This window comes from Streptomyces sp. NPDC087787 (assembly GCF_044743035.1).
Taxonomy (GTDB): Bacteria; Actinomycetota; Actinomycetes; order Streptomycetales; family Streptomycetaceae; genus Streptomyces.
On sequence record NZ_JBIUVQ010000027.1, the window covers coordinates 27,712 to 41,145 of the forward strand.

Here is a 13,434-nt window from a genome sequence, read left to right on the forward strand (position 1 = left end):
TGTTCAGCCCTTCACTCCGGTGAGTGTGACGCCCTCGACGAACGCCTTCTGCGCGAAGAAGAACACAAGGATCACGGGGGCCATGACCAGAACGGTCGCGGCCATGGTGAGGTTCCAGTCGGTGTGGTGGGCCCCCTTGAAGGACTCCAGGCCGTAGGACAGGGTCCAGGCGCCCGGGTTCTCCGAGGCGTAGATCTGCGGGCCGAAGTAGTCGTTCCAGACGTAGAAGAACTGGAAGAGGGCGACGGCCGCGAGACCGGGTCTGGCCATGGGGACGACGACCTTCAGCAGCGTGCGCAGCTCGCCGCAGCCGTCGACCCTCGCCGCGTCCAGGTACTCGTTCGGAATGGTCGTCAGGAACTGCCGCAGCAGGAAGACGGAGAACGCGTCGCCGAACGCCATCGGGATGATGAGCGGCCACAACGTGCCGGACAGGTCCAGCTGCTTGGCCCAGAACAGGTACATCGGGATGATGACCACCTGCGGGGGCAGCATCATCATCGAGATCACCAGCATGAGCGACAGGTTGCGGCCCCGGAAGCGGAACTTCGCCAGCGCGTACGCCACGGGCAGCGAGGACGCGACCGTGAGGACCGTGCCGAGACCGGCGTAGACCAGTGTGTTCCGCCACCAGGTGAGGAAGCCCGGGGTGTCGAGGACCTTCTTGTAGTTGTCCCACTCCCAGGTGTGCGGGACCAGATCGCGGCTGAGGGCCTGGCTGTCGCTCATCAGCGAGGTCAGCAGGACGAACACGAAGGGCAGGACGAAGAACAGGGCGGCCGCCACGCCGAGCGAGTGGACCGCGATCCACTCCAGCGCCGCCCTGCGGCGGGCCGTGCGCTCGGCGGTGGACGGCCGGGTCTTCAACCCCGCCGGTCTGTCCAGTAGTTGGGTCATCGTCAGTCACCTGCCTGGATGAGACCGCCCCGGCGCCGCATCAGGAACGCGGTGAACACCATCGACAGGGCGAACAGCACCAGCGCCACCACGCAGGCCGGGCCGTACTCGAAGCGCTGGAAGCCGAGGTTGTACACGAGCTGGGGGAGGGTGAGCGTGGACCTGTCCGGATAGCCGGGCTCGAACTGGGTGCCCGCGCCCTGGATCACGCCCGAGGCGACCTTTCCGGCGATCAGCGGCTGGGTGTAGTACTGCATCGTCTGGATCACACCCGTGACCACCGCGAACATCACGATCGGCGAGATGTTCGGCAGCGTGACGTACCGGAAGCGCTGCCAGGGCGAGGCGCCGTCCAGCTCAGCGGCCTCGTACTGCTCCGTGGGCACGTCGAGCAGCGCGGCCATGAAGATGACCATCAGGTCGCCCACTCCCCACAGGGCGAGCATCGTCAGTGCCGGTTTGGACCAGGTGGGGTCGCCGAACCAGCCGGGCGCGGGGATCCCGACCCGTTGCAGGAGGGAGTTGACCGGGCCCGTGCCGGGGTTGAGGAGGAAGGCGAAGGCCATGGTCGCCGCCACGGGCGGGGCCAGGTAGGGCAGGTAGAACAGGGTGCGGAAGACACCCGTGCCCGTTCTGATCCTAGTGATCAGCAGACCCACGCCGAGCCCGAAGACCACCCGCAGGGTCACCATCACCAGGACCAGCCAGAGGGTGTTGCGCAGGGCCGGCCAGAACAGCGGGTAGTTCTGGAAGACGTACGTCCAGTTCCTGGTGCCGCGCCACGTCGGCGGCCCGAAGCCGTCGTAGTGCATGAACGAGAAGTAGACGGTGGAGATCAGCGGATAGGCGAAGAAGACCGCGAAGCCGATCAGCCACGGAGACATGAAGGCGAGGGTCTTCAGCGCCGAGCGGCGGCGCTTGGACGCCAGGGTGAGGGTGGTCATGCGCGCCTACTTCGCCTGCGCGATGTCCGTGTCGATCTGCCGGGCCGTCCTGAGCAGGCCGGCCTTGAGGTCCTTGGCCCTGCCGCTCTCGTAGTCGTAGCCGAACTGCTGGATCGTCACCAGGTACTGGCCGCCGTTGATGGAGGCGGGCGTCGTGGTCGAGTCCGGGTTGGCGGCGATGTCCAGGAACGTCTTGAAGCGCGGGTCGTACTTCAGCTTCGGGGACTTCAGCGCCGCCAGCGTGGAGGGCACGTTGTGGATGTCGTTGGCGAAGCCGACCACCGCGTCGGTGTCCGTGGTCATGTACTTCACCAGCTCCCAGGCGGCGTTCTGCTTCTTGCTGGTGGCGGCGATGCCGGCGATGGTTCCGGTGATGTAGCCCTTGCCGTACTGGTCGGCCTGGTCGTCGGGGACGGGCAGCGGGGCGACGCCGATCTCGAACTTCGGCTTGGCCTCCTCGGCCATGCCGAGGCGCCACTCGCCGTCGAGCTGCATGGCCACCTGACCGGTGTGGAAGGGGTGCTTGGGTCCCCACTCGTCGCCGAGGCCGGCGCGGTACTTCTCCAGCTTCCGGTAGCCGCCGAGTTCGTCCACGAGCCGCTTCTGAAGGGTGAAGCCCTGCTCGAACGCGGGGTCCGTGGCCAGGCTCGACTTGCCGCTGGAGTCGAAGTACGCCGGGGAGAACTGCGCGAAGTAGTGCTCGGTCGTCGACTCCCAGCCGTGGTAGTCCGGCATGAAGCCGAGCTGCCGGTAGCCGTCGCCCTGGGGGATCGTCAGCTTCTTGGCGTCGGCCTCGAACTCGGACCAGGTCCGCGGGGGGTTCTTGATGCCCGCGGCGGCGAAGGCGTCCTTGTTGTAGTAGAGGCCGTAGGCGTCGCCCAGCAGCGGCACCGTGCAGCGCTTGCCGTCGAACTGGGTGTACTCGTTCATCGCCTTCGGAAAGGTCTTCTCCGGGTCCGTGCCCGTCTTCTCGAAGAACGGGTTGAGATCGACCAGCGCGCCCGAGGAGCAGAACTTGCCGACGTTGTTGGTGGTGAAGGAGGAGATCACGTCGGGCGCCTTGGCTCCGCCGGTGCGCAGCGCCTGGTTGATCTTGTCGTCGGTCATGTTGCCGACGACGTTGACGCGGATGTTGGGGTGCGCCTTCCGGAAGCCGTCGATCAGCGACGTGACGGCCTTCACCTCGCTCGGATCGCTCCAGGCGTGCCAGAAGTTGATGGTCGTGTCCTTCGACGCGTCGTCGTTCGCGCCGGCGTCGGGCTGACCGGTACAGGCGGTGGCGAGCAGTGCCATGGCGGCGGAGGCGGCGAGGGCGAGGGCCGCTTTCCGGGACACTTCGGGCATGGCTGGATCTCCCTGGGACGGGCGGGCGGTGAGGGAAGAGGCGGAGCGGGTACGGCGGTTCAGCGCGAGGTGTCGAAGACCTCGTCGCGGGTGGACGCGAGTGCGCTCTCCAACGCGCCCCGCAGGACGGGGTGTTCATGCACGTCGCCGACCACCAGGCGGGGCCGGGAGGCGGCCAGTTCCTCCAGCTCGGCCTGGACCAGGGCGCGCAGCACCTCGCCCCCGGCGGTGAGCGAGGTGCCGCTGAGGACGACGAGTTCGGGGTCGAGCACCGAGACGAGGGCGGCGAGACCGGTCGCGAGCCGGGTCGCGTACGCCGCCAGGAACGTGCGGTGGGGACCGGTGGCGTGGTCGGCGGCGCGGGCGACGAGCTCGGCGGCGGCCGCGGCGGGGGGCCCCGTGGGCGGGTCCTCGACGCCGAGCTCCCGGGCAAGTGCCGACAGCGCCTGCGAGCCGGCCAGTTCCTGGTAGCCGCCACTGTTGGCCCGGGTCACCTGGCGCACCAGCGGGGTGCCGGGGACCGGCAGGAAGCCGACCTCGCCGGCGCCGCCGGTCCAGCCGCGGTGCAGGCGGCCGCCGAGCACCAGGGCGGCGCCGAGGCCCTCCTGGTTCCACAGCAGCACGAAGTCCCGGTGGCCGCGGGCCGCGCCGAGCCGCTGCTCGGCCAGGGCCACGAGGTTGACGTCGTTCTCGTACTCCACCGGCATCGGCAGGGCGGCGGCGAGTTCGTCGAGCAGGGTGGGGGAGTGCCAGCCGGGCAGGTGGGAGGCGTAGCGCAGACGGCCGGTGCCGGGGTCGAAGGCGCCGGGGGTGCCGATGACCAGCCGGTGCACGTCGCCGCGGGCCAGCCCTGCCGCCTTCACCGCGCCGTCGAGGGCGTCGGTGACCTGCCGCACGACGGGCCCGGACGGGCGCCGGCCGGGGGTCGGCAGCTCGTACTCTCCGACGGTGCGGCCGGTGATGTCGGCGACGGCGGCGCGGATGCGGGCGGGGGTGACGTCCAGCCCTGCCGCATGGGCGGCGGCCGGATCGACCGCGTACAGCTGGGCGCTGGGGCCCGGCCGCCCCTCGCTGGTCCCCGTCGCGCGGACCAGCCCGGCGGCCTCCAGCCGGGCCAGGAGCTGGGAGGCGGTCGGCTTGGACAGCCCGGTCAGCTTGCCGATCCTGGTGCGCGACAGCGGCCCGTGCTCCAGCAGGAGGTCCAGGGCGGCGCGGTCGTTCATGGCGCGCAGGACCCGCGGAGTGCCGGGCGTGCCGGTGGTGTCTGCCATGCGTCGGCCCCCCCTGCGGTTACTGTTAGGAAAGTTTCCTTTTCGAGTGGCAGGAAGGTATGCCCGCCGTGAAGTGGCCGTCAAGAGTGGGTCCCTGCGGCAACGGAGTCGTTACCCACGGGGACGGCGAGGGGAGCGCGCGGTCGGGAGCCCCGGTCCGGTCAGTCCTTGAGGAACGGTGCCGTGTCCAGCGTGGGGTACGGCGACGGGAGGGGCAGCGGCTCGCCGAGGTCGACCTTGGTCTCGTCGTCGTAGTACGCCTTGGTGGGGTCCTCGCCGGGGAGCACGGGAGTGGTGTAGCAGTGGGCGGTCCGGGTCTCGCGGTTGACCAGGACGTAGACGGAGACGCCGGCGGCCGCGTAGGTGCGGAGCTTGGGGCCGGTGTCCGTCCAGTGATTGCTGGAGGTCACCTCGCCGACGAGGGAGATCATGTCGACGGGGTACCAGCCCTTGTGGGTCCTGCGGTAGGACTCGTCGAGTTCGGAGGCCTTGCGCCGTCGGACGTAGAAGTCCGGAATGAGCAGGGCCATGGTGCCGCCGTCCTTGTTGGCGGCGCGATAGCCGTTGCCCATGCCCGCCAGTTCGAACCCGGCGTTGAAGAACTGGACCGCCAGCTTGAAGGCGCCGTCATTGTGGTTGTCGTTCGGCTGCGGCGGCGCGATGACCGTCCCCTCGATGTACTCCGGCCGAATCGGCATCGGCGACGCCTTTTCGATCGCGTTCAACAGGTCGATGGGGTCCACCTGCGTCATCACCGGCTCCATGATCGGTTCGGCGCTCATCGCTGATCTCCGTGTCGCGCTGGTGTCAGGCTACGCCCGCGCCGGGTGCCCCGGCAGAACGATGGAGCGTGCGGGGCGCGTCGCACGGGGGGAATCCGCGCCCCTTCACTCGAACGAGTGTGCTGAACCGTTCCGCCGGTCTCCGCGGAGGCTCCGTGGGCCTACTTGGACAGTGACTGCGGGGGGATCGGGGAGGCTGCCAGGGACTGGGGTGAGGTGGCGTTGGCGAACGCCGAGGGGGCCGACATGCCCGCCGTCGGATCGGCTGCCGCGGCCTCGCCCGCCGGGGCCGTCGCGTCGCCCACGATGCGGATGTGGGCCGCGTCGAAGGCGCGCTTGATCCGCCAGCGCAGTTCCCGCTCGACGGTCACCGACTTGCCCGGCATGGTCTTGGCCGTGACACGGACGACCATGGAGTCGATCAGCACGCTGTCCAGGCCGAGCACCTCGATCGGGCTCCACAGGAGCTCGTTCCAGGGCTCCTCCTTGCTCATCCGCTCGGCGACCTCGTCGAGGGTGGCCTTCACCTTGTCGAGGTCCTCGTCCGCCTTGACGGTGACGTCGACACCGGCCGTCGCCCAGCCCTGGGAGAGGTTGCCGATCCGCTTGATCTCGCCGTTGCGGACGTACCAGATCTCGCCGTTCGCCCCGCGCAGCTTGGTCACGCGCAGTCCGACCTCTATCACCTCGCCCGCGGCGACGCCCGCGTCGATCGAGTCGCCGACGCCGTACTGGTCCTCCAGGATCATGAACACGCCGGAGAGGAAGTCGGTGACCAGGTTGCGGGCGCCGAAACCGATCGCCACGCCGGCCACACCGGCCGAGGCCAGCAGGGGCGCCAGGTTGATCTCGAAGGTGGCCAGCACCATCAGCGCCGCCGTGCCCAGGATCAGGAAGCTCGTCACCGAGCGCAGCACCGAACCGATCGCCTGCGAGCGCTGCCGACGGCGCTCGGCGTTGACCAGCAGTCCGCCCAGCGCGGTGCCGTCCACCGCCTGCGCCGTACGGGCCATACGGTCGATGATCTTGGTGATCGTCCGCCGGACCACCCCTCTCAGCACCGCCGCGATCACCAGGATCAGCAGGATCTTCAAGCCGATGGCGAGCCACGTGGACCAGTTCTGCTCGACCCAGCCGGCCGCGTTCGTCGCGGTCTCGTGGGCGTCCTGGAACGTGGGGACCGTCAGGGCCGGCGACTCGGAGGGCGACGGCGACGGGCCGGCGGCCGGCAGGACGACGGGCAAGGACACGGCAGGTACCTCCAGGTGCATCCGCCCTCCGGCACGGGGTCAATATCGACTGGGTCACGAACGGATCACCGGACGGGCGGAACCACCACACTAACGGGGCAGGGTGTGTGGGTTCCCGGGAAGTTCCAGGAAGGGCGCATGGGGAGACGGTGACCACCGGCCTCTGAACAGGCTGTGTGAAGGGGCCGTGGTCCGGGGGATGAATGAGGTGTGGTCGAAAACACTCCCAGCCCGTTACCGGGACATGGTGGCGCGTTCACCAGGCATGAGGGGAAACTGACTGCAGGCAGCCCCGGCGCGAGCCACGCGCCGCCGGCGTACAAGGAGGCATCCGTGCCGCATGTCCTGGTCCTCAACGCGTCGTACGAGCCGCTCGGCGTCGTACCGCTCCGCCGCGCGCTCATCCTCGTCCTGGAGAACAAGGCAGTCTGCCTTGAGGAGTCCGGCGCCTATCTGCACAGCGCAACCGTCACCGTCCCCGCACCCAGCGTGGTCCGGCTCAAGCGTTTCGTGCGGGTTCCCTACCGGGGGCCCGTTCCTCTCACCCGAAGGGCGCTGTTCGCGCGCGACGGGGGCCGGTGCATGTACTGCGGTGGCATCGCAACCAGCGTCGACCACGTCATCCCGCGTTCACGCGGGGGCAAGCACGTCTGGGACAACGTGGTGGCGTCCTGCCGCCGCTGCAACCACGTCAAGGCCGACCGCCACCTGGTCGAGATCGGCTGGCGCCTGCGCCACAAGCCGGCCCCGCCCACGGGTCTGGCCTGGCGCATCATCGGCACCGGGCATAGGGACCCGCGCTGGCTGCCCTACCTGCAGCCGTACGGCGCGGACGACGCCCTGGCCCGGATCGACGGCATCTCCGCCTGACGATTCCGGGCCTTCGCGTTGCCGAGGGGCGGGTGCCCCGGGCCCGCGGGCGGGACCCCGGGCCCGGGGCACCCGCCCCTCGGAACCGACGCGCGGGAGGCCGCCCGGCGGCTCCCCGGCACAGGGCGGCGCGGCCCCGTGCCCACGGGACCGCACGCTCACGCGTACCGCAGCTCCGCAGGGCGGACCGAGCGGCGGAGCAGTGGCAGGGACGCGGCCGTGGCCAGCAGGCAGGTGGCGTATACGCCGGCCGGGACCAGGAGGGCCGTGTACGGCACGGTCCCGGAGGTGAGGAGCCCGTACCAGATGCAGATGGCCAGGCCGCCCACGCCGGCCACGAGCACGGCAGGGGCGAGGGGCAGCGCGGTTTCCAGCAGGAGGGCCCGGGCGAGGGCCCGTCGGGGTACTCCGGCGGCCACCTGTGCGGCCAGGGACCGGCGCCGGGTGGCGACCGACTCGGCGGTGCCGACGGCGAGCGCCGTGAGGACGATCGCGAGGGCGATGGCGATGGCCGCGGCCGTGAGGTCCAGCCCGGTCGTGTAGAAGGACATGTCCATCCCGAGCGTCTGCCGCCGGCGCATGTCCTCCAGTTCGGTGAGCATGCCCTGCCGGACCCCCATGTACCCGGTCCCGACCACCGTCACCAGCAGCACCGCCGCATGGGTGCGGGCCGCCGCCCACGGGTCGTCCCGCAGCCGTTCCGCCGCGATCAGCACCGCAGGGGAGCCCGTCCGGGCCGCGAGCAGCCGGCCGGTCAGCCGGGACAGGGCGCCCGTGAGCCACACCGCTCCCGCGCCGACGGCGAGGACCGCCGCCAGGACGATGACCGGACCCCGCGCCAGGCCCGAATTCCGGGGGCCGGCGGACGTACCGGCCACCGCCCCCAGCGCCACCACGCCCACGACCAGCAGTGCGCCCACGAACAGCAGCGCCGGACCACGACCCGACCGTCGCTCGTGGCTCCGCCGCACCCACCCCAGCGGTGAGGCCACCACGCGGCGCAGCGCCGGCACCACGGCCGCCGTGCCCAGCACCGGTACCACCACCGCGACCAGCGCCATCCCGGCCCAGGCCGACGCGGTCGGCCGCTCCCACACGGCCACCAGCACCGCCGCCGCCCCGGCCGTGGCGAGCACGGAGCCCAGCAGGCAGGCGAGCCCCGTCTCCAGCGCCGCGATCCGCCGCACCCGCCCCGGCTCCGCGCCCGCCAGCCGCAGCACGGCCGTCCGCCGGTCGCGGTGCACCGCGCCGATCCGGGCGCACTGCCCGAGGAACCCGAGCACGGGCACCAGCAGGAGCAGCAGCGTGACGATCACCCCGGAGCGCTCGCCGGGATGGTCGAGCAGGCCGTTGCCGACGGAGAAGCTGTACTGACCGCGCACCGTGGCCAGGACGGCGGCCGCGAGCCCCAGCCCCGTCGCGCACATCGCCCCCACCGCCGTGAGCGCGATCCGCCACCACTCCCGCCGGTCCGAGCCCCGCACCAGCAGCCAGGCCAGCCGCAGATCGGTCCTCACGCGAGCACCTCCGACGCGACCGTCATGCCGTCCTGCAGCCGCACCTCGCGGTCGGCGTACGCCGCCGTCTGGGCGTCGTGCGTGATCAGCAGGACCGCCGTGCCCGCCTCCCGGGCGGCTCCGACCAGGGCCGTCATCACCTGTTCGCTCGCCAGCGAGTCCAGTGCCCCCGTCGGCTCGTCCGCGAACACCACCCTCGGACCGGTCACCAACGCCCTTGCCAGCGCTACGCGTTGCGCCTGGCCGCCACTCAACTCCCCGGGCCGTGCTGCCTTCTGCTCCCCCACCCCGAACCGCTCGAGCCACGCCCCCGCCTGCTCCTGGGCCGTCCCCCGCGCGGTCCCGGCCAGCATCAGCGGCAGCGCGACGTTGTCCACGGCGGTCAGTTCGGGGATCAGCTGCCCGAACTGGAACACCACCCCGAAGTCGGTGCGGCGCAGTTCGCTCAGGCGCTGCTCCGGCAGCCTGTCGACGCGTTCCTCGCGGTACGTCACCGAGCCCTCGTCCGGCCGGACGATGCCCGCCAGGCAGTGCAGCAGCGTGGACTTCCCGCTGCCGCTGGCGCCGGTCACGGCGACGATCTCGCCCTCGCGCAGCTCCAGGCTCGCCCCGCGCAGCGCCGGGGTCCTGCCATGGGACTTGACGAGGTCTCGGGCCTCCAGAAGGGGCACCGGAGGGTTGCTCATGCTCGGTCGACCTCCACGGTCAGAGCGGTCAGAGTGGTGAGCCGGGCCTGGGTGGTGGTCATCCAGCGCAGGTCGGCGTCGAGGTGGTTGAGGGCGTAGTCCGCCGAGAGCACGGTCGCCAGATCGGCGCCCGGGGCGGTCTTGACCGCCGTCAGCTCCCGCATCCGCTCCATGTGCGCGGCGCGTTGCGCGAGCAGGTGGGCGGCGGGGTCGCCGCCGGTGAGGATCGCCGTGACGACCTTCGCGAAGATCTCGTTCGCCACGAAGGGTGCGGGAGGCGTGACCTGCCCGGCCCAGTCGGCGACTTCGCGCGAGCCCTCGGCCGTGAGGCGGTACAGCGTGCGCTCCGGTCCTCCGTCGGAGTCGGTGCCCTCCACCTGGGCCAGTCCGTCGCGGACCAGCCGTTGCAGGGTCGTGTAGACCTGTCCGTAAGCCAGCGGGCGGGCCTGTGGGAAGTGTTCGTCGTGGCGTCGCTTCAGGTCGTAGCCATGGCTCGGCCCTCCGGCGAGCAGCCCCAGCAGGATGTGGCGGGTGCTCATGAGCTCAGTATGCACTGAGTACATGTACTGAGTGAATAGTGACGCCCGAAAGATCGGGAAGCGGTCCGAAGAAAGCCGGCGATCGCGGTCCGGCGGAACGGAGGATCCCGTTCCGCCGGGCGGGCTCAGTCCGCGACCGCGTACGCCTCCACCGACCACAGCGAATAGCCGTACTGGGTGGCCCGCTTGTCGCCCTGCACGCGGATGTGGCGGACGTCCCGCGCGTCCATGCGCAGGGTCTCGCGGCCGCCGTCGCTGCCGCGGACGGTCGCGGCGGTGCGCCAGCGCCGGCCGTCGGTGGAGACCTGGATGCGGTAGGCGGAGGGATGGGCGTCCTGCCAGTGGAGGGCGACCTTGCCCAGGCGCACCGACTGCGGGAGTTCCACCTGCCACCAGGCGCCGTCGTCGACGGGGGAGGACCAGCGGGTGTCCGGGTTGCCGTCGATCGCGGCGGAGGCCGGGAAGTCGGCGGTCTCGTCGGCGGAGGAGCTCGCCGTGCCGGTGCGCGCCAGGTCGGGGCCCGCGGTGCGCGGGAAGGTGCGGACCGTGACGGTGCGGGTCACTCCGGCGAAGGTGACGCGGATGTCGTACGAGCGGGAGGGCGAGCCCGGCGGCACGATCACCTCGACGGGGACGTTCACCGTGGTGCCGCGGGGCACGGTGACCGGCTTGCTGGGGACGCGGACCTCGATGCCCTCGGGGGCCTCGACGGTGACCTTTCCCCGCACGTCGGCCGGACGGCCGGAGGACAGCCGGGCGGTCAGCCGCTCCGTGCCGCCGATCTCCGCGTCGGCCTCGGCACGCGGCAGCACCAGGTCCGCCACCGGGGTGTCGGCGAACCAGGGGACCAGGTGGCGCACCCGCAAGGCGTAGGCGCCGGTCACGCGGACGGCGTCGACGCGGGTACCGGCCGGCGGGGGAGTGGGCTGCACGAGAGCCGGCGGGCGCGTCCAGAGGTCGGGAGCCGGGGAGACCGGCGGCCAGAGGGCCGGCGGGTGCGTGACCGCGCTGTCCGCGGACGGGGACTGCGCGGTGACGATCTCCGTGGCCCCCTGTTCCGTCAGCGATCCCACCCGGCGCCAGCCCTGTCCGGGCACGTGGACCTCGACGGCACCGGTCGTTCCGGGGTCGCTGAGGACCGTCACGGCGGTGAGGGCGCGGGCGCTCGGGAAACGGACCGTCCGGCCGTCCGGCGCCCCACCCGGGTCCGCGGCCGGCTCGTGGGTCAGGCCGGCCCAGGTCTCGTACTCCTGCCGCGCCCGGTCGAGGAAGGGGTCCAGAACCCCCTTGCCGACCGTCACGTCGGCGCTCCTGATGCCGGCCCGCAGCCGGTCCAGCGTCCGGTACGCGGTCCAGGCACCCGCCGCGTCGCCCGCGCGCTGGGCGCCGAGCATGTCGAGGGCCGCATCGCCCGCCTTGCCGTAGCGCGCCAACTGCGCGGACCAGGGCGCCACTTCGGCTGCCAGAGTGCCGTCCCCCGACAGGTTCCGCGGCAGCTCGCGCAGCACCTCGAAGGCGTCGCGCAGCCGCTGCTCGGCCCGCTCGTTCGCGGCCCGGTCCGTCGTCGTACGGGCCTGCCAGACGGCCGCGATCAGCGGGCGCAGATACGCCGACTCGGTGCCGCCGAGCACGGAGGACGCGTCGTTGCCGGCCAGCGCCGACAGCGCCTCGTGGCGCTGCTCGTCGCCTCCCGCGAGGTCGGCGACGGCCGCCTTCCAGGACTCCTCGGGGCGGTAGTCGCGCGGGTTCCAGGCGTAGTCGGCCGCCGTGAACAGCGGGATGCGCGAGGCCTCCGCCTGCTCCATCGCGTTGGCAAGGAGGGCGGACGAGCCGCTGGCGACGGCCGGGTCACGCCCGGTGTACGGGCCGAGGAAGATGCGGTCCTCGGCGTAGTCGTTGACCGGGTAGTTGTCCATGGTGACCAGCGGATGCGCGAACGCCGCCCGGGCGTCGGCCAGTTCGTCGCCCGTGATGGTCCGCGGCACCACGCCCACCCCGGTCCAGGCCACCTGGACCGAGGCGTCCAGGGCGGACGCCAGCGCCCGCCGGTAGGGCGTCGACCCGTCCTCGTAGAACTCCGTCGGCATCAACGACAGCGGCGCCGCGTCCGGGTGCCGCTCCGCGAGGTAGCGGGCGACCTCGTTCGCCACCCGCGCCTGCGCCCGTGCCGCCGCGTCCGGGCCGGAGCCGAAACGGGCCGGGTCCGCGCCGCAGTGCCACTCGCTGTAGCTGACGTTCTGGAACTGGAGCTGGAACGCCCGGAAGCCGAGCGCCCACATCGCCTCCAGCTTGCGGTTCAGCGCCCGCACGTCGTCGTCCGAGGCGAAGCACAGCGACTGGCCGGGTGCCACCGCCCAGCCGAGCGTGACGTGGTTGGCGCGCGCCCGGTCGGCCAGCTCACGGAAGGCGGACCGCTGCAGGGCCGGGTACGCCTCGCGCCAGCGCTCCTGACGGTAGAGGTCGTCACCCGGGGCGTACAGGTACCGGTTCTGCTTGGTACGGCCCATGAAGTCCAGCTGGCCGAGCCGCTGCCGCTGCGTCCACGCGGTGCCGTAGAAGCCCTCCGTGGTGCCGCGCACGGCGGTGCCCGGCCAGTCCCGGACGTTCACGCCGGGGACGGTCCCGTCGGGGCGCAGGAGCTGCCGCAGTGTCTGCACGGCGTGGAAGAGGCCGTCCTCGCCGGAGCCGGTGAGCGTCACGGCGTCCTTGCCCGCGGTGAGGAGGTAGCCGCCGGAGGGCAGCGCGTGCATCGGGTCGCTGTGCGCCCGCTCGGTGTACGCGCGCACCGCCAGGGTGCCCACCGGAACCGCGTCCGTCCCCCGGAGGTCCGTGACTGTCCGGGCCCCGGCCTCGTACAGCAGCGAGCGCAGCGCGCTCAGGGCGTACGGGTCCGCGTCCGCGTCGGCGACCAGGGCGACGACCCGGTCGGCGACCTTCACCGCGCCGCCGGTCGCCCGCAGGGACTGCGGGCGCGGCCACACCGCGAGGTCGGAGGAGGCCGTGGCGGGGTGCTCCGGTTTCGCGGCCGGGAGTCCGGTGCCGGGATCGGGGGCGGACGGCGCCGCGACGGCCGCGGGTGCGGCTCCCATTGTTCCGGCCAGGACGGCGAGCGCGAGTGCGGCCGCGCTCTTCCCATGCCCCATACCGCGCCGAAGCCGCACGGCCCCTCCTCGTCGATCGGCCTTCGCCGGGCGGAGCCGAAGGCGGTGTCGAAGAGTCCTGACCACACCATCCCCAGGGGAAGGTGTCAACGAGAGTGGCCGTTGTGCCGCGATTGCCCCAACCTGGTGGAAGGGAATGTGAGCAGCGGCACCTAGGCCGTTCTCCTACGTCT

The 13,434-nt window shown here is 71.8% G+C and carries 11 protein-coding genes; 1 reads left to right on the top strand and 10 read right to left on the bottom strand.

From position 1 onward, the window contains the following. Positions 1 to 3: 3 nt before the first annotated feature. From ACIOWN_RS31455 to ACIOWN_RS31480, 6 genes are all read right to left on the bottom strand, one after another. Positions 4 to 897: a carbohydrate ABC transporter permease gene (locus tag ACIOWN_RS31455; RefSeq protein WP_401984071.1), complete on the bottom strand. Its 894-nt coding sequence runs from the start codon at positions 895 to 897 to the stop codon at positions 4 to 6. 2 nt (positions 898 to 899) lie between these two features. Next, entirely contained in the window at positions 900 to 1,841 is a 942-nt protein-coding gene (locus ACIOWN_RS31460; protein WP_362347801.1) for a sugar ABC transporter permease, read from the bottom strand. A gap of 6 nt (positions 1,842 to 1,847) precedes the next feature. Next, positions 1,848 to 3,185, bottom strand: coding sequence for an ABC transporter substrate-binding protein (locus tag ACIOWN_RS31465; protein WP_362347799.1), 1,338 nt, complete (start codon positions 3,183 to 3,185; stop codon positions 1,848 to 1,850). Positions 3,186 to 3,244: 59 nt separating this feature from the next. Beyond that, on the bottom strand, positions 3,245 to 4,456 hold the full coding sequence (locus ACIOWN_RS31470; protein WP_362347798.1) for an ROK family transcriptional regulator: 1,212 nt from the start codon (positions 4,454 to 4,456) through the stop codon (positions 3,245 to 3,247). Between the two features lie 161 nt (positions 4,457 to 4,617). Continuing rightward, entirely contained in the window at positions 4,618 to 5,238 is a 621-nt protein-coding gene (locus ACIOWN_RS31475) for a Uma2 family endonuclease (protein ID WP_362347796.1), read from the bottom strand. A 161-nt stretch (positions 5,239 to 5,399) separates the two neighbouring features. Continuing rightward, complete coding sequence (locus ACIOWN_RS31480) at positions 5,400 to 6,509, bottom strand: mechanosensitive ion channel family protein (RefSeq protein ID WP_362347794.1); 1,110 nt, start codon at positions 6,507 to 6,509, stop codon at positions 5,400 to 5,402. Positions 6,510 to 6,821: 312 nt separating this feature from the next. On the opposite strand from ACIOWN_RS31480, the gene ACIOWN_RS31485 reads away from it, so the two are divergent. Next, the gene (locus ACIOWN_RS31485) at positions 6,822 to 7,358 is read left to right on the top strand and encodes an HNH endonuclease (protein WP_362347792.1); all 537 of its coding nucleotides are present in this window, start codon (positions 6,822 to 6,824) and stop codon (positions 7,356 to 7,358) included. A gap of 158 nt (positions 7,359 to 7,516) precedes the next feature. Here ACIOWN_RS31485 and ACIOWN_RS31490 read toward each other — a convergent pair whose 3' ends face one another. The 4 genes from ACIOWN_RS31490 to ACIOWN_RS31505 all read right to left on the bottom strand — a co-directional run bounded on the left by ACIOWN_RS31490 (position 7,517) and on the right by ACIOWN_RS31505 (position 13,243). Beyond that, positions 7,517 to 8,875: an ABC transporter permease gene (locus ACIOWN_RS31490; RefSeq protein ID WP_362356546.1), complete on the bottom strand. Its 1,359-nt coding sequence runs from the start codon at positions 8,873 to 8,875 to the stop codon at positions 7,517 to 7,519. Next, on the bottom strand, positions 8,872 to 9,561 hold the full coding sequence (locus ACIOWN_RS31495) for an ABC transporter ATP-binding protein (RefSeq protein WP_362356548.1): 690 nt from the start codon (positions 9,559 to 9,561) through the stop codon (positions 8,872 to 8,874). The genes ACIOWN_RS31490 and ACIOWN_RS31495 overlap by 4 nt, the downstream gene beginning before the upstream one ends. Further along, complete coding sequence (locus ACIOWN_RS31500) at positions 9,558 to 10,100, bottom strand: PadR family transcriptional regulator (protein WP_362356550.1); 543 nt, start codon at positions 10,098 to 10,100, stop codon at positions 9,558 to 9,560. The genes ACIOWN_RS31495 and ACIOWN_RS31500 overlap by 4 nt, the downstream gene beginning before the upstream one ends. 125 nt (positions 10,101 to 10,225) lie before the next feature. Then, the gene (locus ACIOWN_RS31505) at positions 10,226 to 13,243 is read right to left on the bottom strand and encodes a beta-N-acetylglucosaminidase domain-containing protein (protein WP_401984113.1); all 3,018 of its coding nucleotides are present in this window, start codon (positions 13,241 to 13,243) and stop codon (positions 10,226 to 10,228) included. Positions 13,244 to 13,434: the final 191 nt, after the last annotated feature.